We start from the raw sequence: 23,853 nt of genomic DNA on the forward strand, positions 1-23,853 counted from the left end.
CATTATGAATCATTTTCAAAATAAAACAAGCAGAGCATTAATATTACTATCTTCAACGATAGTAATATTAACCTCCGCTCAACAAAAAGACACGGTAAAAAATGAAAAGAAAATTGAGGAAGTTAAAATCACTCGTTCTGCAGTAAAATTCAAGAACGGAAAAATAATTATTTCAGCAGAAAATACACCGGTAAATGATTCTAAAAACACTTGGGAATTTATAAAAAATTCAGGATATGCAGATGCTTCAGAAGACGGAATGATCAAGATCAAACAAAAATATACTACAGTGTATATTAATGACAGAAAAATTCGTCTTTCCAGCATGGAACTTAAAAGCTACCTTGAATCTATTCCAAGCAAGCTTATCAAAAACATAGAAGTAATCGGCACTCCCGACTCTTCTTATCCGGCAGATGAACAATCAATCATCAAAATAAATTTAATCAGCAGCAGTATTGAAGGTTTAAAACTGGGAATCGGATCCAGCCTAGGTTTCACTAAAAAAATGAACATGGCGGAGAATATCAACGTCAATTTCAAATCAAAAAAATTCGAATTTAATACGCTGATAAGCAGTACTCACACCAACGTTTTAAACACGGTAAACTCACAAAGAGAATACAAAAACAATATCTGGGATATCAACCAGACCTCGGATGTTCAGAGACATTCAAACATCTATTCTTTTTTAGTCAATTATTTTGCTAATAAGAAAAACAAATTCAGTCTATACGCGGAATACAACCCTGCAAACACGACAAGCAAATTGAATGCAGACAACGGACTTCCAACAAGCGACAGGCTCATCAAAAAAGACTCGATTTTTAAATATAACTCAAATTATGAAGACAGTGGGAGAAGTACTAATCTTCAGGCGAATTATCAGTTTCAAAATGATTCCGCAACCCAAAAACTTAACGTACAATTTGAATATTTAAATACAAATAAAAGAACCAATAACCGTTTCAAAAACCTTTATTATGTACACCCGGAATATGTAGACGGAAACCAGATCGATGATTCTTCTTCAAGAAATATCAACATGATTATTGCCAATGCCAATTATACCCTTCAAACTAAAAAATTAGGTACATGGTCTGTAGGTGGAAGATTATCATACAGTGACATCAATAATCCGATCAACATCACAGTAAATGATCTGCTGTCTCAGGAAGCTACACAAAATTACAGTGAAGAACAATACGCATTGTTTTTAGAAGGAAATAAAGAATTTGGAGAAAAAACATACGTAAGAGTTGGGATGAGATATGAAGGAAACGTAACCAATTTCTTTGATAATGATTTAAAATCAAGTTCATTTAAAATTGATGGTTTTTACCCTAATATTTTAGTTCAGCACAATTTTTCGGAGAATTTCCAGACAGAAATGAGCTACAAAAAAACATTGATAAGACCTGATTATTTCTTATTGAACCAATTAAGAAGAAAAAACAGTGACGACAGTACACTTTACACTTCTGGAAATATCAATTTAAGACCTCAGATCGAGCATGAAGTAGATTTTACGATGTATTATAAAAACCAAATGTTATCTGTCGGGATGAATTATTCTCCGAACTACATCAGTACACTGATCGTAAAAAGAGGAGATTATCTTGTTCAGGAATACAATAACTTTAAAATGATGACTTTGTATGCAAGTCTTGCTTTAAATAAAGTATTCAAAGAAAAATATATCGTTAAAAATTACATGAACGTAAATTATTTACCCATCATGGAGTTTGAAGGATTTGAAAAAGGAAAAACCAATTTAGCTTTTAATAACAGAACCGTTTTAGGAGTTATATTTAAGAAAGGATATGCCGCAGAAGCTTCCTATTCGTTTTCCACAGATTTTTATGACGGATTCTTCAAACACGGAAGCACAAATAATTTAAGTTTAACGATTCAGAAGAAAATTCCTCATCTTAACTTAACGACTTATGTGATGTTCACGGATATTTTAAAAGGCCAGAAAAATTATGATCAAGCAATGTACGATGTAACTTACATAAACCAAACTTATAATGATTCACAAGGTATCAGACTCGGTTTATATTGGACTTTTGGAAATCAAAAATTAAAAGAGATCAAAAAAGAAGGATCATTAACGGATGACTTAAAATCCAGAAACAGAAAGTAAATTAGTTGTCTATAAAGAAGGGGCTCGGGTTTTTATAATCTGAGCCTCTTTATTTTTATTAAAAATTGAATCAGAATACTACAGAATTAACAGCACGGCCAAAATAAAGTAACAAATTTCTTGTTTTCCCGCCTCAAATAGTTAAAATCTCCTTAAATTTTAAAATTAGAAGGTAAATATCAATTTTGGTAAGTAATTTAGCATAGCATTAAAGAATGCGCTAATATCTCTATGAAAAATATATTCTTTTTATTGCTTATTTCCGGTATGCAACCTGTACTGTCACAAACCAAACTGGAAAAAGCAATTACCAATCTTGAGAATAATTACGAACAGGAAAAAGTATACCTACTTACCGACAAATCACAATATGCAGCAGGTGACCAAATTTGGTTTAAAAGCTTTGTATTTGATGGTTACAACCGAACAGCATTGTCTACCACTCTATTTGTTGAGCTGTACGATTCTGATAAAAAATTAATCGACTGGAAAACCATTCTTCTAACCAATGGTGAAGGCAGCGGAGATTTTAAATTGAAAACAGATCTTCCGGAGCAGGTTTATTTCGTGAGAGCTTATACGCCTTATATGACCAATTTTAGTGAAGATTTTCAGGTTGTTAAAACTCTGCCAATTTATAATCCCAATTCTGCTGAATCATTAGAGATCTCTAAAAATTCTAATTGGTCTGCTAAAGCCTTTCCAGAAGGTGGAAATTTCATTAATGGAATCCCTACAAAATTTGCCGTGAGATTATCTAGCGATACTTCTTTACCCGAAAGCTGGACAGGAAAAATAATCGATTCACAAAATCCAAATGTAGCAATCACAACTTTTACATCGTTTGATAAAAATGTTGCTTCTTTTAAAATAACTCCAACTTTAGGCAAAAAATATCAAGCCATCATTCAGGATAATACAGGAAAAAAACTAACAATAGATTTACCGGAAGTTGCAAGCAGCGGTCTTAATTTAGAAGTTGTAAGCTCTAAAGATGGCGTTAAATACAGTTTAAAAGGAGTCAATTTAAAACAACAGCTCCAAAATTATAAAATTGTTGGAACCATCAATAATCATCTTGCTTATAAGGCAAATATCAATCAGCTAACTAACGAAGCTTCAAGTCTTATTCCTACTAAAATTAGTAATGGAGCTAATGTTGTTTTACAGTTAGCCATTTTTGATGAACAGGATAATTTAGTTGCAAAAAGACTTTGTTTTATCAAACCCAATAATTTAAAGGTTGAGAAAGCAGAAATTATCGGTAAAAATTTAAAGGAAACACCAAGATCTTTCAATAGTATTGATCTTTCCCCAGAGTCGTATTTTAAAAATTATACGGTTGTGGTAAGTGATGATGACGGAAGCAACAACACGGAAGATGAAAATATTCTGAGTAGTCTTTGGCTAACAGGAGATTTTACCACTAAAATAGACTCACCGGCACAATATTTTTCTAAAAATGCTAATAGTGAAGCTTTGGATGCTTTGCTTATTTCTGAAACTTGGAAAAGATTTGATTGGAATTCTGTCCTTAGCGGAGTTACACCTACCATTAAAAACAATTCTCTAAAATTTCTTTCTTATAAAGTAAAACCGATTAAGGATAATACGATACTGAAAGACGCTGCTGTAACTTTAGCATTAAGATTAGGGGAAGGCCAACCGACTGTCAGTTTATTTAAAACCGATCAAAATGGATATGTTTATTTAGACAACCTTAATTTCAATGAACCTTTGGGAGTTTCGTTATATGTAAATCCGGAAAAAGATAAAGAATCAAGTACTGATAATTTGTTTGTCACAGTGGAGCCTTTAGTAAATCCCACACAATTTAAAGGCAATTTCCCTAGTACAAAATACAAATTGGTAAAAGTTACTGAAAATAAAAAGCTCTCTACAACGATCTCCAGAGCCATCAACACTCAGAAAAACAATAAAAAAGCTGAAAATATTGATGTTCAGATTGAGGAAGTAAAATTAGTAGGAAAAAAGGTTGATCCAAAAGAAGAATTAGACAAACAGTTATCCAGTGGAATGTTTAGCTCTGTGGATGCAACAATATTTGATTTTGTAAATGAAGACCAACATACCGCATCAACCAACATTTTAGATTGGCTACAAGGAAGGGCTGCAGGTTTATCATTTCAACGAAATAACTCAGGGGAAAATGTTCCTTACATTCGAGGCAGTCAAGCCAAGTTATATTTAGATGAAACACCTACTGACGTGGGTATGATTTCAAGTCTTCCTATAAGCAATATTGCGATGGTAAAAATTGTAAAAGGATCAGGATTAATAGGCAATGCTGTAGTAATCTACACCATGAAAGGTAATCTGAAATCTAAGAATAATGTGAAAGACACGAAAAAAAATAACTTAGCTATAGTAAAAGGTTATGATAAACCATCTGAATTTCCTATTGAAATGTTAGATGATTCTACAGCTAAAGTAGAAAATGATACTAGAGAGACCCTATATTGGAATCCCAATTTATTTGACAGCGATTACGTTCCTCCAAGAATTAAATTCTATAATAACGACAGCGCAAAACAGTATAAAGTGCTTATCATAAGCTTCGATGAAGACGACAATATTCTTTATGATAACCAAATTTTAAAATAATCTATTACTTTAAATAAAAAAAATCTGTCTCAGTTGTGAGGCAGATTTTTTTATTTTGTATTGAATATTTTTAAACCAAAATTCTATTGTTCATATTTCCAAACACCCGAAATTTCTAATAAAGTCAGGCCTGGCTGTTTTTCGCCATAACTGAAAACACAGATGTATTTTGAATGACAAGACGAACAATCTGTTCCAAAATAAAGCGTTGGCAGATCATGTACCGTCAACTCTCCAAAATGTTGCATTCTGCTTGAAGTTTCAGAGACAATTTTATTATTTAATAATTCACTTTTAGATAAAACTTTGTCTTCGCTGTAAATTTGAAGAATCGGAAACCCGGATTCGTAAGGTTTTATTTCGATTGAATTTTCGGAACCGCAATTGCAACATGTAAATTTTGTTACAGCAGATGGAATAATTTCATCATTGCTAAAAAAGCTCTTTGCGACAAGAGCTTTTTCAAGAATATTTATTTTTTTTGATATTGAATACATTTCAATTTATTTATTACTGAATAACCGTCCCTGCTAAGTTATTGTATTTTCCGCTCGGACTTTTTTTGATGGTAACTTTTATATAACCTTCCTGCGCCAGTTTATTCCATGTTTTCTGATAACCGGTTGCAGGATCTATTGAGATTTTCCACATCGTTTGCTTACCTTTTCCCACCTGACCAAACCAAGGAATAACATCTGCCGTTTGAGATTTGAAAGGTAGTAAATTATTCAAAACATCAATCTCATAATAGAAATCATATTTATTTTCTTCTTGATTTAAAGCTCTTTGACTAAAAGTATAAACATATCCATTTACGATCGGACTTGTAAAACTTCCTCCCAAATTGGGAATTCCGGTTCCGGTGTAGTTACCGATAGCTCCGCTGTATCTGTCAAATTTTTGCCCCATTGTAAGAGGAACTTCGTCAACGATATTGTATCCACCGTTTGCAGGAGGCCATCCGCCATTAAGGCTATTGGTTTTAAATAAAGTTTCTAATTCGCTCCATTTACCTAATTTATACAAATCAAACGCTTGATTTCTGATTGGCTGACTTACCGTTCCGCCAGTGTCATACGTTAATGCAAATTCATCCGCATTTTTGTAGAATACATGGGTAACACCTCCCGTTTCATCAACAACTTCGTCTCTATCAGAACTACAAGAAACTGACAACAATGTGACCGATAAAAACAGGACATACTTAAAAAGATTTTTCATAATGGTATATTAATTTTATTTGAATTTTAAGAATAAAAACAGCCTCCAAATCATCGACTTCAAGGCTGTCTAACTAATGACCTTAACTAATTGAATTCTATGATATTCTAAATTATATTTTGTAAAAAGTGAAAAATTCTTGATAGGTAAATTATTAAAGTACAATTCCCTACTCAAACAATATTTCTTGAAATATGACATAATAAATTCATGATTAATTGTTTTGCTTTTGTTTAAATAATTAGAGTTTTTTCTGTTTTTGATGTGCTTCAAATCAAGCATGTTATTACATTAAATCATCATATTTAATTGGAAAAAATTGAAAAATTTTCAAACAATAGGTTTGACACAATCAGCACAATATAAATACTCTCGTTTAAGTGATAAATTTAAGTCAAAAAAATTAAATATTAATGAATATTTTAAAAATAATTTATTAATTATATTTTAAATTCAGTAATAAAGCATAATAACAATATAATTCTCACATAATTTCCTATTTGTTAAGATTTTAATAATGAAATTAAAGTGAATTTTATTCCATAAAAAAAGCCTCCAAATACAAGATTTAAAGGCTTTTACATTAAAATATAAAGAAAAATTATATGAATTTACTTCCCATGCGCAGCTACCGAAACCTCTTTCCACTCTTCAAATCCGGCAAGACGTTCCTCATAAATCTTTTTCACACTTGGATAAGCCATTTTCCCGAGCAATAATCTCAATGGAGGATTTTCTGCGTCTACCAATTTTACGATAGCATCGGCAGTAGCTTCAGGATCTCCGAAAATATCAGGCGTTGCACTTGCCATAAACGCTTCTTTTATCGGGTTATAAACATCAATAGATTCTGTCTGAGCAGCCGAAGCACCCGACCAATCTGTAGCAAAACCATTGGGTTCTACCAGAGAAATTTTAATTCCAAATCCTGAAACTTCTGTTGCTAATGTCTCACTAAAACCTTCTACAGCAAATTTTGAAGCATTATACAAACCTAAAATCGGCAATGTTATCAACCCTAAATAACTTGAAACCTGAATAATATGACCCGATTTCTGCGCTCTCATGATCGGAAGAACAGCCTGCGTCATCCATAAAGTTCCAAAAAAGTTTGTTTCCATCTGACCTCTTGCCTGCTCTTCTGTTGTTTCCTCAACCGCTCCAAAAAGTCCGTAACCCGCATTATTAATCAAAACATCAATTCTTCCGAAATGTTCGTTTGCTTTTTTTACAGTTTCAAAAGCAGCGTTACGATCTGTAACGTCCAACTGCAATGGAAATACATTTTCACCATATTGATCTATCAAGTCTTTCAGATCATTTGTATTTCTCGCTGTTGCGATAACTTTATCACCTCTTTTTAAAAATTTTTCAGCCCAGATTTTTCCAAATCCTCTTGATGCTCCTGTTATTAAAAATACTTTTGCCATTTTTTTTAATTTAATTATTAATCTTTTAATTGTATGATTGTTACGATTTGCATAAATGCTTTCAAAAACATAATTTTGTAGTTGCAAATTGCAAGTGCAAATATAAATACAATTACTTTCAATTTGCAAGTAATTTTTAATTGATTTCATAAATGAAAGATATATCACAACGTTCAACATGCCCTGTAAGCTTTTCACTCGATTTTTTTGGTGACAAATGGACTTTGCTTATTGTAAGAGATATGATCTTAAAAGGATATACAACTTTTGGAGATTTTCAGCAATCTGATGAAGGTATCGCTACGAATATACTGACCGACCGGTTAAAAATGCTGGAGAAATACGGTTTTGTAATAAAATATCCTTTAGCTGGAAAAGCCCGTACAGGATATTGCCTTACAGAAAAAGGAATAAGTCTAATTCCTGTTGTTATTGAATTGGCGATCTGGGGATCAGATTCTGACTGTACAGAAGATACTTTAAATGTTGCTCCGAAAATTGAAAAAGGCAAAGACGCTTACATTCAACAATTAAAAAAAGAGTTGACAGCAACTTTAGAAGCCAAAAAACTGTTGATTGCAAAATAGTTTTAATTAGAAACAAACCATTTTCAAAATTCAAATAAAACAATTTTTAATTATCTTTAATTTCTCTTAAAAATAATAACTGAATTAATTTGAAATTACCTTTTTCTTATTACCAAAATCCAGATGTCCTTTTTCTGGCAAAAGACCTTCTGGGCAAAGTACTTTTCACCGACATTGATGGTAAAATTACAGCTGGTATAATTGTAGAAACAGAAGCTTATTTTGGCATTCACGACAAAGCTTCTCATGCATACGGCGGAAAACGTACTGACAGAACCGAAATAGTGTATGCTCAAGGGGGGATTTCTTATGTTTATTTATGCTACGGCATTCATCACCTTTTCAACGTTGTAACTTCCGTTGAAAATGAGCCTCATGCTGTATTGATAAGAGCCATTGAACCGTTAATCGGTCAGGAAATAATGGAACTCAGAAGAAATATGCCTTCAACAAAACCTGCAATTTCATCCGGCCCGGGTTCTGCAGCAAAAGCTTTAGGAATTGACCGTTCTTTCAACAAAAAAGAACTTACCGGAGAAGAGATCTGGATTGAAGATCATAACATTAGGTATAATCCTGATGACATTGTTGCAACTCCACGTGTTGGCGTCGCGTACGCTCAGGAAGATGCTTTTTTGCCATGGCGATTTTTCGTTAAAGGCAATAAATATGTAAGTAAACCTAATAAAGTAGAATAAGAAATCTATTTTTCAAGATTTTGAATTTCAATATAAAATTTACCGTAAGAAACAACAAGATCATCAAGTGAAAATCCTCGGTTTAGACCGCTCGTATTCGGTAAAACCCAGACTTTAGCACCACAAAAATCTTCTGTTTGCAATCCCCATTCGATTTGTTTTTTTCCAGAAAAAGCTTTGTATGCAGCTTTACCAAGAAAACCAATATATTTTGGCTGAAACTTGACCATTTTTGCTTTAAAAATTTCAAGAGAATCATCAAATTCTTCCTTGGAAAGTTCGTCTGCGCGGGAAGTTGGCCTTGCAACAGCCGTCGTGAGACCATATCCAAAATCTAAAATACTGGTATCGTTTTCAGCTTCAATTTGATGAGAAGTAAAACCGGCTTCATGCAAAACTTTCCAAAAACGGTTGCTTCTTCCCGAAAAATGATGCCCATCTTCCGAAGATTTCAAACCAGGATTGATTCCGCAAAAGATAACGGTGAGATTTTTAGAGATAATATCTGTTAACATTCATTGAATTTAATCATTCAATATATCATTTTTGAATTTATGAATATGAAAAATTTCTACAATATTTTTAAAATTTTAACCTTTTAAATACATTAGATATCATTTTGGAATTTTCCATGATAAATGGCTTGATTTTAGATAAGCATTAACTTATTATCGCTATTTATATCTAAAAAACATTGATAAAATCAAAATTATCGATTTATGGAAAAGTTTAAAAAAATAATTTTGAAAATTCTAAAATGGACGGGAATTTCAATAGCCTCAATTCTATTTTTGATGTTTATTATTCCGCTTCTATTTCCCGGAACGATTTCTGAGCAGGTAAAAATATTTGCCAATCAACATCTTGCCGGAAAACTGGATTATAAAAAAACGCATCTTACATTTTTCAGACACTTTCCTTCGCTTACGGTTTCTGTAGATGACCTTATTTTACAAGGTTCAAAACCTTTTCAGAACGATACTTTATTGGCTGCAAAAGAAGTTGCTGTAGGAATTAATTTAAAAAATCTGATCTTTAATCGTGAAGTTAAGATCGATGAAATATACGTAACAGATGCTTACGCCAATGTTTTTGTAAACACAAAAGGTGAAGCAAATTACAACGTTTACATTTCAAAACCTTCATCGGCACCGAAAGACACCACAGAAGCCGGTACCTCTATAAAACTGGATCTTATAAAAATTAAAAACAGCCATGTAAAATATGTTGATCACGCTGCCAGAATTTTAGTTGATGCTAAAGGATTGAATTACACAGGAAAAGGTGGATTAAGTGAAGACATTTTTGACCTCGAAACCAATCTTGATATTGACAAAGTAGATTTCAGTCTTAACAGAATTTATTACGCAAAACAAAAGAAATTACATGCAGATCTTATTACAAGAATCAATACCAATGCTTTGACTTTTGTATTGAGAAAGAACGAATTAAGGGTGAATGATTTACCATTAAAATTCATTGGTTCCGCAAGTATTTTGAAAGACGGATACGACCTCGATATTAAAGCAGCTTCAGAAAAAACAACTATTCGTGAAATGATTTCTGTATTACCTCCACAATATTTGGATTGGGCAAAAGACACCAAAATTGAAGGAAATAGTGATTTGTATTTTAATGTAAAAGGAAGATTCAGCGAGCCAAAAAATCTTAAACCAAGAGTAAAAGTTCGACTTTTGGTTAAAAACGGATTTATCTCTAACGGAAAAGCGCCTGTTCCGATGAACAATCTTAATATGGATCTAAATATTGATCTTCCATCATTAGATACTGACCAATTGGGAATAGATCTTAAAAAATTAAGTTTCGACCTTGGCCCGAATAATAAATTTCTTGCCTATGTAAGAACAAAAGGTCTCAAAGAAATGAATGTTAATGCCAACATCAGAGGTGCTGTAAACCTTCAGACACTGCAACAGGCATTAGGATTAAAGGATATTGAAGTACGTGGTTTGATGGATACCAATATCAAAGCCAACGGAATTTTTAGTATGGATAAAAAACTGTTTCCGAAAACTAATGGATACATCAATTTGAAAAACGGTTTTGTGAAGACTAAATATTACCCCAACCCCATCCAAAATATTAATTTGGTGGCTAATATTATCAATACTGATGGAACTTTCAAGAGTCTTGGAGTGAAATTAGATCCTTTTAAGTTTGATTTTGAAGGAAATCCTGTTTTCATCAATGCTGATCTGCAAAATTTTGAAGATTTACTGTATAAAGTTAAAGCAAAAGGAGTTTTAAATATTGGCAGAATTTACAAAGTTTTTGCTAAAAAAGGCTTAGACATCAGCGGTTTAATCATGGCTGACCTTTCTCTAAACGGAAGACAGAGCTACGCAACAACTGGCCAATACAGCAAATTGGACAACAAAGGAACTTTAATTCTTAAAAATATAAAAGCCACAACAGAATATCTTCCGAAATCATTCTATATAAAAGAAGGAAATTTCCAGTTTGAGAATGAAAAAATGTGGTTCAGAAAGTTTTTTGCAACTTATGGAAAATCAGATTTTGCTTTAAATGGTTATCTTTTAAACACCATTAATTATTTTATTGAAAGAAAAGGAACTCTTCACGGAAAATTTGTAATGAATTCCAATTACATTTTGGTTGATGAATTTATGTCCTTGAAAAGTGGTGACAATACCGATAAATCAATCGAAGTAGAATATGCAAAAGTAGAAAACCCAAAGAGTAGCGGTGTTGTAATCGTTCCGAAAAACCTTGATGTTTCTCTCGAAGCAAATGCTAAAAAAGTTGAATTTAAAGGATTAGGTTTAAATCATCTTAAAGGATTAGCTTCTGTAACCAAAGGTCAGGTTTATCTTAAAAATACCTCTTTCGACATTATCGGAAGCAGAATGAATATCGATGCGCGTTATCAGGATGAATCTCCGCTGACTGCCAATTATGATGTTGCCCTTAAAGTTCAGGATTTTGATGTTCAGAGAGCATACAAAGAAATCGATATGGTTCGGGAAATGGCTACGGCAGCAAAAGACGTAAAAGGAATTGTATCGCTGGACTATAAATTAAAAGGCGATTTTGATAAAAATATGAGTCCAATTTACCCGTCATTAGAAGGTGGCGGAATTGTAAATCTCCGTGATGTTGAAGTTAAAAACCTAAAAATGCTTTCAGCTGTTGGCGATAATATTGGTTCCAAAGGTTTTGATAATCCTGATATGAAGGGGGTAAATATTGAAACTCATATTAAAAATAATTTGATTCATGTTGATAAATTCACGTTCAAGGTTTCTGTTTTAAGACCTTCAATCAGCGGAACCACAAGTTTCAACGGATTATTGGATCTACAGATCAGAGTTGGACTTCCACCTGGTGGATGGATTGGTTTTCCGATTGTTGTAACAGGAACTCATGAAAAACCGAAAATCAAGATTTTTAGCAAAAAAGGTCAGGGAATTATAGCGGCTTTGTATAATAAAAAATCAAACAAGCTGATTCGCGCAGAAAAACGTGCAGAGAAAAAAACGAAACGTCAGCACCGTAAAGATCAGGAAGCTCAAGAGCAAAAAGCTAAAAATGCAGAAAAACAGATCACTAAAAATCTAAAGAAAAAATAAAAAAAGACTGTCTGAAAATGACAGTCTTTTTTTGTAAAGTTCACAATTCAAAGAGTATAACGTTGTTTTTGTCATTCCGGAGGAATCTATATATCGTAATTAAAATAATAGTCTAGATTCCTCCGGAATGACAAAATTGATGGAAAATTTAAGCTTAAAACAAAATTTAAAAATCCAAAAACTGATCAGAAAGTCTTTTCCATTGAATTTTTGAAACACCAAACATTCCGCCAACGGCGATTGAGAAGTTTCTTATTTTATCTAAAAAATTGGCGTTCCAATTTGGACTTTCATTTCTTCCATAAACAGCTGCTTTGATAGAATTTTCACTTCTTGAGATCATGAAACTTGAAGTTGCTTCATCGGAATAAAAATGAGCAATATGACTATTTTTTTTACTTCCGGGAATTGTCGAAGGTCTGCAAATAATCAATAAATTTTCAAGTTCATTTTTATTGATATAATTTTCGCTTATTTCAATAATCTCAACCCAATCGTAACCTTTTGCTTCAAAACCTCCCGGGCCTGGAATGTCAATCCTGATAAAATCTCCAACTTTTGGAAGCCTATCAACGTAATTTCCTAGAGAATCGTAAAGTCTGAAATCGGCAAAACCTTCTCCACAATAGTTTTTCCATTGATTAACAGACAAAAATCTTTCTTTTAAAATAGCATATTGTGCAATTGTTTTTTCCGGATTATCATATTGTTTTATGCTTTCAGTATCATGAGAACCACCTTTTTTCTGCAACGGAATTCCGGGAATCTGTTTAGGTTTCATAATTAATATTTAATGATTAAAAACTGTTAGAAAATCGGTCAAGGATTATTTAACCTAAAAAAACAAAACCATCTTTCACAAATGTCCTTCGACAAAAGTTATTCAATGGCTTTGTTTGTATTTATTGATGAATTTAAAAGTTAAAAATAACTTTCAAAATCACTACTTTACTTAAAAATATTAAGCAGGATTATTTCTCTCTTTTTCAAACTCCCAAACTCTGTGATTGGCGACAGCTTTAATAAAATCAGCATCGGAATCTTTATTATCAGCAGTAATAATTGCTGGATCATCATGCTTTTTATCATTCACATGACTGGCTTTAAAGATGTCATCCGTTTCATTTCCGAAATAGATCGCTTTACAATGTTTGTAGGCTTCATTTACAAATAAAAGTGTTCCGGGCTTGTTATCTTCATTCATTAAATTGTCTGAAGACTGTTTTCCGCTACACAAATAAAGTGCATCAAAACAAACACTTGCCGTACTTGTCAGAGAATGTTTAGGTTCAAAAACAGTTCCGTCATCCGCTTTTACAGGCGCTAAACTTCCGGCAATAACCTGTACCACAGCACCTTTCGCTTCTAATTTAGACTGCAAAGATTTTACATCGGCAGCTTTTACTCCGTTTTCCATGATAAAACCAATAATTCTGCTTTCAATTTTATCTTTAACAGTATTGGCCATGCTTAATGCTTCTGAACTTTTTGTTGAAGGTTCTTTTTCAGGACTTTGTAATGTTGCAGGATCAGCATCTGCGGGAATACTTCCGTTTGGTTGCTTTAATTCAACTACTTTTACGCCTACTTTTTTAGCGACTGTTGCTGCCAAATCTTTATTAATGAAAGCCAACTGACCTACTACTCTTTCTCGAATTGCAGGAATGGTCACTTTTGAAAGTTCAAAAATAAGAGCATTCTGTAAATGCTGTTTTTCCGGAGTTGACTGACTGTTAAAAAACAATTTAGCCTGAGAATAATGGTCTACAAAACTTTCGCTTCTTGCGCGGATTTTTTTACCGTCAATTCTTTCGTTATGAGAAGAAAAACCACCGTCTTTCATCATCGCCTGAAAAGGACATCCTCCACCAATAGAATTGGGTTCGTAGCTTACTTTTCCTTTTACGATCTGCTGGCGCATGTGCCCGTCACGTTGGTTATTATGAACTTCATTTAAAGAACGGTTGATCGGGATCTCATGGAAATTTGGAGATCCTAAACGGGATAATTGAGTATCTGTATAAGAAAATAATCTTCCCTGCAACAACGGATCATTCGTAAAATCTATTCCGGGAACCAAATGTCCGGGGTGAAATGCAATCTGCTCTGTTTCAGCGAAAAAGTTGTCAGGATTTCTGTTCAATGTTAAAGTTCCGACCATTTGAACAGCAACTTCTTCTTCCGGAATTAATTTGGTAGGATCGAGCAAATCGAAATCAAATTTATGTTCATCTTCTTCAGGAATGATCTGCACTCCGAAATCCCATTCCGGAAAAGCCCCGTTCTCAATGGCTTCCCAAAGATCTCTTCTGTGAAAATCTGAATCTTTACCTGAAATTTTAGTCGCTTCATCCCAAGCTACAGAATGGACTCCCAATTTTGGTTTAAAATGGAATTTTACAAAATTAACAACTCCTTCGTCATTAATGAATTTAAAAGTGTGAACTCCAAACCCTTCCATCATTCTAAAGCTTCTCGGAATCGCTCTGTCGCTCATCGCCCACATAATCATGTGCATACTTTCGGGCATTAATGAAATAAAATCCCAAAAAGTATCGTGCGCGGAAGCAGCTTGTGGAATCGCATTATCCGGCTCAGGTTTTACGGCATGTACCAAATCAGGAAATTTCATTGCATCCTGAATGAAAAACACAGGAATATTATTTCCTACTAAATCATAATTGCCTTCTTCCGTGTAAAATTTAATGGCAAAACCTCTTACATCACGAGCCAGATCGGTGCTTCCTGCACTTCCTGCAACCGTAGAAAAACGTACAAAAACAGGTGTTTCTTTTCCTTCTTCAGATAAAAATTTTGCTTTGGTGAATTCTTTCAGGCTTTTATTTAACTTAAAAGTTCCATGAGCTCCCGATCCACGGGCATGAACGATTCTTTCCGGAATTCTCTCATGATCAAAATGAGTGATTTTCTCGCGAAGAATAAAATCTTCCAATAAACTCGGTCCGCGTTCTTCCGCTTTTAAAGAATCCTGATTGTTGTTGATTTTTAAGCCCTGATTGGTCGTCAGTTTCTGATCAGCATTGTCTGTGGTGTGATTTTGAAGCTGATCTACCTTTTCATTAGGCGGCGTTTTTGGGTCTTTCATAGTATATATTTTAGTAGTTAAGTGTGTATAATTGGTGTGTGATTTTTAATATTAAAAAAAGATCATAATCATTTGAAATAGTTGTCAAATATTAATTTCATAACGAATTGAGTATTTACACGAATTTATTAATCAAACATTTTAAATAATGATGTATAATCTACTCAAAGCTACACTTTTAATCATTCATTATTTGATAATATGGTACGTTAATTTCTTATTTTTCTAAACTCGTTTGAAATAAAATCTATGATTTATTTGTCATAAAGAAATCTGATAAAAACGATTCCTTTAAAATCAGCAAAAAAAGGCTGACAAACTCACCAAACGAAATGATTGTGATGATGAAATCTCATTAATTCGGTAATATTCAAAAACAAAAAACCTCGTTGGTACTGTTACTAACAAGGTTTCTCTATCTAAATTCTCCTCATAAAGAGGAATTTTTTCTATTTTTTAATCGCTTTACTGTTTAAAGTAACATCAGCGACTTTTGATAATAATTTATCGCAAATTTTCTCTTCATTTAACGTTGCCAGAAGGTTTTTCAAGCAAGTTTTTTCTTTAAGAACCTTTGCATAAGCTGCGAGTGTCCCATAAGTTGCGATCTCGTAATGTTCTACTTTTTGTGCCGCAGCGATGATTCCTGCATCTCTTACAGCTCCGGGCTCGGTTTCTTCCATGATGCCTTTGCCTTCGTCTATAGCCCTTGCATTGCATCGCATTTTTTAGCCTGAGCTTTTTTACCCAATGAAGCAAAACATTCTTCCAGTCTTTTTACGTGTATATGAGTTTCGGCAAGATGCAGCTCAATCGCTGATTGTAACTTTTTATCAGTTGCATTTTTATGCATTTTTGGAAGAGCTTTCGTAAGCGCTTTTTCTGCCCAATAAATATCTTTTAAAGAATCTTCAAATAAGTCTTTTAATTCTTTAGCTGCATTTTTCTTAGCAGGAATTTTCGCTTGAGTTTTTGAAGGTGCCGTTTTTTTAACCGTCGCTTTCTTAACTGGTGTTTTAGTTTTCATAATTGATATAATTTAGTGATTAATTGTAGAATTTGTGTTGTAGCTCTAACAATTATGAGACCAAAGGTGAAAAAAATTACGATTGAATTAACATCTTATTAATTTATCATCAATTTTTTAAATGTAATAAAATCATTTTCAGAATTGTCTTATTACTAAGCTAAAATTAATAACAATAAAACAAAATGAGAAAAATATTTTTTCTAATCTTACTGACTTCATTTTTCACTACCACTCTTTCGGGACAGGAATTTAATAATCTATTTTCTACACTTTCTAGAAATAATTTATTTAACGGTAGCGTTATCATTTCCAAATCAGGAGAAACCGTTTTTTCCAATTCGTATGGGTTTTCAAATATTGAAAAGAAAGAGAAAATTAATAGTGAATCTCAGTTTACTATTGCTTCTATAACAAAAACATTTACCGCAACAGCAATCCTTCAACTTAAACAGAAAAGAAAACTCGATATTGATGATTCGGTTCAGAAATATCTTCCGGATTTTCCTTATCCAAATATCACCGTTAAACAATTGTTGAATAACACTTCAGGACTGGCTCAATACTATAATTTGTTTGACACTGTCATAAAAGAACAACCGGAAAAATTAATTTCTAATCAGGATATTATCCCAACCTTTATTCGCTTCAAAACACCTCTTTCATTTGTTCCGGGAAGCAAATGGGAATACAACAACGTTAATTTTTGTCTTGCTGCCCTGATCATTGAGAAAATATCCGGAATGAGTTATGCCAATTATTTGGAGAAAAATATTTTCAACCCTACGAAAATGAAAGATTCATTTGTTCCGCTTAACAGGAAGATCAAGAAAGAAAATCAGGTAGAATTATATACGTATCCTAATTTCTATTCTACTCAACTTGTGAATATCACTACCGTAAAAAACCCTTTTCTAATCGATGAAAAAAGTAACTTTTACGGAAACGGAGGCATCGTAAGCACTGCTTTAGATTTACAAAAATACCAAAAGGCATTGTTTTCCTATCAGATTTTAGGCAAGAAAGAATTAGACGAAGCTTTTACAGCAACCATCTTGAATGATGGAAAAAAAGTAAGTTATCAAATAGACGGAAAAGAAGTAAGCTACGGTTTAGGCTGGGCAATGTACACCGATGAAAGTAACGGGAAAATTGTTTTTCATGATGGCTTTATTACCGGACTTACCAGTATCTTATTACACAACATCACTAAAAATGAAACCGTAATATTGTTATCCAGCATCGGAAACAGTCCTATTTTTCCTATATCTAATGCTGTTTTACAATTAATTGATAACAAACCTTATAAAATTCCTGTACAAAATCTATCAAGAACCTATGGAAGTTTACTGGAAAGCGGAAATAAAGAAAAAGCAGATCAGCTGATTCAAGAATATCTAAAAAATCCAAGCAGTTATGAAGCAAGCGAGATAGATTTTAACCGATTAGGCTATCAATTTCTAAGGCTTCAAAAAAATAATCTTTCTTTGCAAACCTTCTATTCGGCGACATTGATTTTCCCAAAAAGTGCCAATATATTTGATAGTTATGGAGAAGCATTGCTTCAATCCGATAAAAAAGAAGAAGCTCTGAAAATGTATCAAAAATCGGTTGAATTAAATCCTGAAAACGCCAATGCCAAAGAGATGATCAAGAAGATTGACGGACTTTTGATTAAAAAATAAGATATTTTAAAAATTTGTTCTTTATCAGTCAGTTTTCTTCACAACTTATATCCTATTTTTGCAAAAAAACTAATGGACAAATTGAATTTTCTGGAAGTTATTGCAGCGATTTCCGTTTTTATATCGCTGCTTCTTGCCGTATTTTTATTAACGGTAAAAACAGAAAGGAAACTAGAAAACAGATTATTTGCAGCGTTCCTTATCATTAATGCAATTGATATGAGCGGAATTTTTATGCATTATTTTACTGATAGTTACAACCTGAAAACTTTCAAAATGTCTGCCTATTTATTAGTAATGCCTCTTTTCTATTTGTACGTTAATGCTGTCTGTTATTCAGATTTTAGATTAAAAAGAAAGCACTTACTGCATCTTATCCCTTTCATTGTTGTCAATTTACTTTTAGTTCCAAGGCTTTATCTAGCAGAAGGTTCTCCAAAAGAATATTTTTTCAAACATATGTGGGACTCTCCTGAAATGTTTTTTTATCAAGCTATTGCAGAACTGCAGTATTTCTTTTATATCGTTGGCGTATTCATGATCCTCAAAAAATACAAGAAAATTTATCTTGAGAATTACACGAATCCCAACACTTTGCTATACAAATGGCTGTTTCAGCTTACAATGATTTTACTATTCATCCATGTATTTATTATTTTTAAAAATACAATACGATATACAGCATACAACGACCTGTTTATCTGGATACATATTGTGGCGGGAACTTCCTTTTTATTGGCTGCCTGCTGGTTTATATTGAAGGCATTAAATTATCCTGAGCTTTTTCGAAGAATTGATTCTACCTTACAACCGACAGAAGATTTTACTGAAACTCTCGAAACTGAAAATAAAATCGACGAAACAAAAAGTTTTCAGATTGAACAACTTAAAAATTTCATGACTGAAAAGGAGCCTTTTTTAGAACCTTCATTAACGATTCAGGAATTGGCAGATCAGGTGAAAATTCCGGTTCGTGATTTGTCTGTTTTAATTAACCATCACATCAATCAGCATTTTTTCGATTTCGTGAATGAATATCGCGTGAAAAAAGCAATGACCATTCTAAAAGACCCTTCAAAAAAAGAATATACCGTGTTGGAAATTTTATATGAAGTGGGTTTTAATTCAAAATCTTCGTTTCATACCTCATTCAAAAAATACACGAACCAAACGCCTACAGCTTTCAGAAATAACTGATATTTAACTAATTGTAAATACTCAAACTTCGGTTTGTAGAAAGTCGGACTCATTTCAACTGGAAAAATGAGTCCGACTTTTTTTATATGGACTTATCTCAAAACTTTCTACAGCATATTTGTATCAGAAAATTCAAAGTCAAATTAATATTTAGAAACTATGAAAAAAATAAGCCTTTTTATCCTAACTCTATTATCTGTATTTTGTTTAGCACAATTACAACCGATAAAAATTGATACTCTTTTAACCACCGAAATTGGCGGAATAAAACAAGTCATAGAAATTAAAACTGATGATGCCAACAAGCCCATCCTTTTATTTTTATCGGGCGGTCCGGGAAGCTCGATGATGAAAAATGCAGACTCTTATACCAATATTTTAAAAAATAAATTTACCATAGTTCAATGGGATCAAAGAGATGCAGGAAAAACTTTAGCCTTAAATCCTTCGCATGTTCAACCGTCAGTTGAGTTAATGGGAAAAGACACTTATGAAGTTATTGATTTTCTATTAAAGAGGTTAAATCAGAAAAAACTGTACTTATTAGGCAGCTCTTGGGGAAACGCTTTGGGTTTTTACATTGTTAGAAATCATCCGGAATTATTACATGCTTATTTTGCTGTAAATCCTGTAATCAGCCAATTAGCGAGTGAAAAAGAACTACTCAAAACATTGGAAATTCATTTTAAAGATAACCCTGTTGCCATGAAAGAATTGGAAAAAGTACATTTTCCTTTTACCAATGATGAAGAGATGTTTTATTTAAGAAAATGGCTTTTTTACAAAGACGGTAAAGAATATGTAACGACTGATGATTTCAAAAAAGGTTTTCTTCAATGGTCAAAAACATGGTCACCCGCATGGAACGAAGTGATGAAAATCGACCTTCCAAAAACTTTAAAGAAAGTCGACTGCCCAATTTATTTTTTCGTTGGTAAAAACGACATTCAAACGTTAACATCCATTACAAAAGGATATTATGAGCAATTGAAAGCACCAAAGAAAGATTTATTTTTATTTGAAAATTCAGGGCATCAAATTCATAAAGATGAAGCAGAAAAATTTCAAAATACAATCATTCAAACATTAGATTAATACAATTCCCATTAAACTATAAATTATGACAATGAAATATTTAACCCTTATTTTATTTCTTGCCCTACTTGGTTGTAAAAATGTTCAGCCAGTCAATAAACAAAATGTTGAAAATGCGATTACAAAAAATGCCAATCAGTTATTAAAAGATAAAAGATTTCATTCTGTTTCTATTGCAGTGTTTAAAGATGGAAAATCTACAATAAAACATTTTGGAGAATTAACTATTGGAAAAGGTAACAAACCAAACGATTCTACACTTTATGAATTAGCATCTGTAACTAAAACGTTTACAGGTTATATAGCCGCTAAAGCCGTACTTGATAAAAAAATAAATTTAGATGATGATATTAGAATTTATCTTGACGAACCTTATCCAAATTTAGAATTTAAAGGTGAACCTATAAGAATCAAACATCTTATCACCCATACAAGTGGATTTCCTAATATGCCTCTAAAAAGCGAAAATAAAAAGGCTTTTTTCGAAGGATTAAAACTCATCAAAATTGAAACGAAACCTGGAGAACTCTATTCCTATTCAAACACAGCTCCAGAGTTGACAGCATATATTCTTGAAAAAGTATACCAAAAATCTTTTGAGGAATTGGTCATTGAATTTATTTTGAAACCAAATAAAATGAAACAAACTAAATTTACACTCAATGAAAATGATAGAAAAAGATTGGTAAAAGGTTATAACGATAAAAACGAGTTAATGCCCAACTTCAACAGAACTTTATGGGGTGGGATTTCAGGATTGCACTCTACAACTACAGATTTAGTAAAATATATGAAATTGCAACTTGACCAATCAAATCCTATTGTAAACGAATCTCATAAAAAATTATATAAAGAAGGTTCTGATTTTTGGGAAGGCTATCATTGGTACATTATAAAAAACGATAATAAATTAGTGTATAGGCATCACGGAGGTATATATGGGATGCAAAACTGGTTTGTGATTTATCCCAAACAAAATATAGGAATATCCATATTGACAAACACCAGCTTTAATGAAACAGGAAAAATTTTAGAAAAAGTAGTTGATAACTTGTATGACGACATAAAAATAAACTAAAATAGACAGTAGTTTTTAATTTTACAATCATCCTTTGCCATAGAGAATTTAGTGACACATAATAACGGATTACTCCTTAATCTGAATCTATTTATTATTACCAACTTAAAGTGGTGAAAATACCGCAAAAGATATGCAGGATACACTAGATGAAATATTTGAAAAAATAGAAAAAAACAGCTGATTATCTGTATAAATTATTAATTAATTCCAATCCAAAAAATATCCTGCAATACTATGATTCACCTCATAATATTACAGGATATTTCTTTGTTACCTGTTTAAAAAATCAACATTACAGAATTCAACATAGAAATATTTTCATTAAAACAAGATAATTAATTGATAACGGGCTAATTTTTGATAAATAACTAAAAAAACTATATGAAATACAACGAAGCAGTACAACACAAAAAAGAATCTTTAAAAAATGCAGACGAGTCTGTATTAAAAGACTACCACATCATAATCACTCCCGCAAAAACAGATGAAAGCCAAAAGCACATTGAAGCTTTTACAAAAAATCCTGAAAAATTTGATGATGAAAGCTGTAAAAAATTCTGCTCCAACGATGATTATGAAGTCGTAAGTTTCAGAAAAGAGGAAGAAAAAGAAAATTAAGACATCACATTTTAATTATTCTAAAACTAAATGATTTTCTTGTTTATTATCTAATTTTTAGGAATATAAAACATAATTAAATTATTCTTCAAATAATCATTAATGAAAATTTTTCTAAAAATTAGATTTAAATTTTCAAACATGTGGTATGTAAGCATAAATGGTTAAAAAAATAAATGTTTTTCGGATTTTTGTGAGTATTTTTGATGCAAGAGTAAACATAATTAATTATTGATTTTTCATTCCTATGATCTTAATTGTTGATGATAACCAAAACAATCTTTATTCACTAAAAAAATTATTAGAATCTAAAGATTTTCAGGTTGATATAGCCAGTTCCGGTGAAGAAGCATTGGGAAAAGCATTAAAAAATGATTACGCTTTGATTATCCTGGACGTGCAAATGCCCGACATGGATGGTTTCGAAGTTGCGGAAACATTAGCTGATTACAGCAAAACCAAAGAAATTCCTATCATATTCTTATCTGCCGTAAATACTGAAAAAAAATTCATTACCCGTGGATACGCTTCAGGCGGAAAAGATTATGTAACAAAACCCATAGATCCCGAAATTCTTTTATTGAAAGTAAAAACTTTCTACAATCTTCAGGAGCAGAATCTTGCGATGAAAAAAACACAGCAAGGCCTGGAATTGGAAGTAAAAGGAAGAAGAGAATCTCAGGTCATTATGAAATCTCAGATCGATCATTTTCACCTGATGTTGGAATCTTTGCCACAAATCGCTTTTACATTAAATGAAGACGGAATTGTAGATTTTGTCAACAGAAAATGGCATGAATATTCCGATTCTGAACACGAATTTCCTGAAACTCATTTCGACGATCACAATATCAAAGAAGAATTTGAGCGTTGCAAAAAGAAAGGCAAAGCTCTTGAATTGGAAGTGAGAATAAAAAATATTGAATCTGGAAACTATCGTTATCATTTACTGAGAGTTACACCCGTTTATGAAGAAAATACTATAAAGAATTGGGTCGGAACATTTACTGATATTGATGATCAGAAAAAAGTAGAAAAAGAAAAAGACGAATTCCTAAGTATCGCCAGTCATGAGCTAAAAACGCCTCTGACAAGCATTAAAGCCTATGTTCAACTCTTAGATCGTAAGTTAAAATTAGATAAAGAAGGTGCAGAAGCTGGATTCATGGTTAAAGTTCAGGATCAAATAGAAAAGCTTAACACATTAATTACCGACTTGTTAGATGTTTCAAAAATTGAAAATGGAAAACTGAAAATCAACAGAAAACCTACCAATATTGGAAACGTCATCCAAAATGCAATTGACACGATATTGCAGACACACGAAGACCGTCAGGTAAAAATCGACTGGCACGGAATGAAGCCCGATATTTTAATTCCTTTGGATGAAATCCGAATCGAACAGGTTTTGATCAATTTCCTTACCAATGCCATCAAATATTCTCCACAAAATAATCAGGTGATTGTTACGACTTTCGTTGATGAAGAAGAACAAGAAGTTAAAGTAAATATCACCGATTTCGGGATCGGAATTCCGGATTTTAAACAAGATGCCGTATTTCATAAATTTTATCGTGTAGAAGAATCTTCGCTACAGTTTCAGGGAATGGGAATCGGCCTGTTCATCTGTTCCGAGATCATCAAACAACACCACGGAAACATCGGAGTATCAAGTAAAGTGGACGAAGGCTCTACATTTTATTTCACATTACCTTTAAATTAATTT

Annotated in this window: 17 protein-coding genes and 1 pseudogene; 11 read left to right on the plus strand and 7 right to left on the minus strand. The window is 32.5% G+C overall.

Annotated features, from left to right (window positions below):
- Nucleotides 1-4: 4 nt before the first annotated feature.
- Together AC1Q7L_RS04530 and AC1Q7L_RS04535 are read left to right on the plus strand one after the other, a co-directional pair.
- Nucleotides 5-2,146 carry an outer membrane beta-barrel protein gene (locus AC1Q7L_RS04530; RefSeq protein WP_492306569.1) on the plus strand — a complete coding sequence of 714 codons (2,142 nt, stop codon included), beginning with the start codon at nt 5-7 and terminating at the stop codon, nt 2,144-2,146.
- Between the two features lie 231 nt (nt 2,147-2,377).
- Nucleotides 2,378-4,771, plus strand: a complete 2,394-nt coding sequence (locus tag AC1Q7L_RS04535) for a hypothetical protein (protein WP_492306570.1) — start codon at nt 2,378-2,380, stop codon at nt 4,769-4,771.
- Nucleotides 4,772-4,854: 83 nt separating this feature from the next.
- Here AC1Q7L_RS04535 and AC1Q7L_RS04540 read toward each other — a convergent pair whose 3' ends face one another.
- The 3 genes from AC1Q7L_RS04540 to AC1Q7L_RS04550 form a co-directional block, all read right to left on the minus strand.
- The gene (locus tag AC1Q7L_RS04540; RefSeq protein ID WP_492306571.1) at nt 4,855-5,268 is read right to left on the minus strand and encodes a hypothetical protein; all 414 of its coding nucleotides are present in this window, start codon (nt 5,266-5,268) and stop codon (nt 4,855-4,857) included.
- A 13-nt stretch (nt 5,269-5,281) separates the two neighbouring features.
- The gene (locus tag AC1Q7L_RS04545; protein ID WP_492306572.1) at nt 5,282-5,992 is read right to left on the minus strand and encodes a hypothetical protein; all 711 of its coding nucleotides are present in this window, start codon (nt 5,990-5,992) and stop codon (nt 5,282-5,284) included.
- A gap of 611 nt (nt 5,993-6,603) precedes the next feature.
- Complete coding sequence (locus tag AC1Q7L_RS04550; RefSeq protein WP_492306573.1) at nt 6,604-7,422, minus strand: SDR family oxidoreductase; 819 nt, start codon at nt 7,420-7,422, stop codon at nt 6,604-6,606.
- Between the two features lie 152 nt (nt 7,423-7,574).
- On the opposite strand from AC1Q7L_RS04550, the gene AC1Q7L_RS04555 reads away from it, so the two are divergent.
- Together AC1Q7L_RS04555 and AC1Q7L_RS04560 are read left to right on the plus strand one after the other, a co-directional pair.
- Nucleotides 7,575-8,009, plus strand: coding sequence for a winged helix-turn-helix transcriptional regulator (locus AC1Q7L_RS04555; RefSeq protein ID WP_492306574.1), 435 nt, complete (start codon nt 7,575-7,577; stop codon nt 8,007-8,009).
- Between the two features lie 89 nt (nt 8,010-8,098).
- Entirely contained in the window at nt 8,099-8,707 is a 609-nt protein-coding gene (locus AC1Q7L_RS04560) for a DNA-3-methyladenine glycosylase (RefSeq protein ID WP_492306575.1), read from the plus strand.
- A gap of 5 nt (nt 8,708-8,712) precedes the next feature.
- On the opposite strand, the gene mug is transcribed toward AC1Q7L_RS04560, so the two are convergent.
- Nucleotides 8,713-9,222, minus strand: a complete 510-nt coding sequence (gene mug / locus AC1Q7L_RS04565; protein ID WP_492306576.1) for a G/U mismatch-specific DNA glycosylase — start codon at nt 9,220-9,222, stop codon at nt 8,713-8,715.
- 204 nt (nt 9,223-9,426) lie between these two features.
- Between mug and AC1Q7L_RS04570 the strand changes: the two genes are divergently transcribed.
- A complete protein-coding gene (locus AC1Q7L_RS04570; RefSeq protein ID WP_492306577.1) occupies nt 9,427-12,318 on the plus strand; it encodes an AsmA family protein in 2,892 nt (963 codons plus the stop codon).
- Between the two features lie 166 nt (nt 12,319-12,484).
- Here AC1Q7L_RS04570 and AC1Q7L_RS04575 read toward each other — a convergent pair whose 3' ends face one another.
- The 3 genes and pseudogenes from AC1Q7L_RS04575 to AC1Q7L_RS04585 all read right to left on the minus strand — a co-directional run bounded on the left by AC1Q7L_RS04575 (nt 12,485) and on the right by AC1Q7L_RS04585 (nt 16,451).
- Nucleotides 12,485-13,099 carry a hypothetical protein gene (locus tag AC1Q7L_RS04575; RefSeq protein ID WP_492306578.1) on the minus strand — a complete coding sequence of 205 codons (615 nt, stop codon included), beginning with the start codon at nt 13,097-13,099 and terminating at the stop codon, nt 12,485-12,487.
- 180 nt (nt 13,100-13,279) lie between these two features.
- Nucleotides 13,280-15,424 carry a catalase gene (locus AC1Q7L_RS04580; protein WP_492306579.1) on the minus strand — a complete coding sequence of 715 codons (2,145 nt, stop codon included), beginning with the start codon at nt 15,422-15,424 and terminating at the stop codon, nt 13,280-13,282.
- Between the two features lie 449 nt (nt 15,425-15,873).
- Nucleotides 15,874-16,451 (minus strand): annotated as a pseudogene (locus AC1Q7L_RS04585) (YciE/YciF ferroxidase family protein).
- Between the two features lie 185 nt (nt 16,452-16,636).
- Here AC1Q7L_RS04585 and AC1Q7L_RS04590 point away from each other — a divergent pair.
- The 6 genes from AC1Q7L_RS04590 to AC1Q7L_RS04615 all read left to right on the plus strand — a co-directional run bounded on the left by AC1Q7L_RS04590 (nt 16,637) and on the right by AC1Q7L_RS04615 (nt 23,850).
- Nucleotides 16,637-18,136, plus strand: a complete 1,500-nt coding sequence (locus AC1Q7L_RS04590) for a serine hydrolase (RefSeq protein ID WP_492306580.1) — start codon at nt 16,637-16,639, stop codon at nt 18,134-18,136.
- Nucleotides 18,137-18,208: 72 nt separating this feature from the next.
- Entirely contained in the window at nt 18,209-19,333 is a 1,125-nt protein-coding gene (locus tag AC1Q7L_RS04595; protein WP_492306581.1) for a helix-turn-helix domain-containing protein, read from the plus strand.
- Nucleotides 19,334-19,492: 159 nt separating this feature from the next.
- A complete protein-coding gene (locus AC1Q7L_RS04600; RefSeq protein WP_492306582.1) occupies nt 19,493-20,428 on the plus strand; it encodes an alpha/beta fold hydrolase in 936 nt (311 codons plus the stop codon).
- Between the two features lie 31 nt (nt 20,429-20,459).
- Nucleotides 20,460-21,506, plus strand: a complete 1,047-nt coding sequence (locus AC1Q7L_RS04605) for a serine hydrolase domain-containing protein (protein WP_492306583.1) — start codon at nt 20,460-20,462, stop codon at nt 21,504-21,506.
- 384 nt (nt 21,507-21,890) lie between these two features.
- Complete coding sequence (locus tag AC1Q7L_RS04610) at nt 21,891-22,127, plus strand: hypothetical protein (RefSeq protein ID WP_492306584.1); 237 nt, start codon at nt 21,891-21,893, stop codon at nt 22,125-22,127.
- Nucleotides 22,128-22,374: 247 nt separating this feature from the next.
- Nucleotides 22,375-23,850: a hybrid sensor histidine kinase/response regulator gene (locus AC1Q7L_RS04615; protein WP_492306585.1), complete on the plus strand. Its 1,476-nt coding sequence runs from the start codon at nt 22,375-22,377 to the stop codon at nt 23,848-23,850.
- Nucleotides 23,851-23,853 lie beyond the last annotated feature (3 nt).

It is taken from the genome of Chryseobacterium sp. GW823-FHT05E08 (assembly GCF_058795655.1).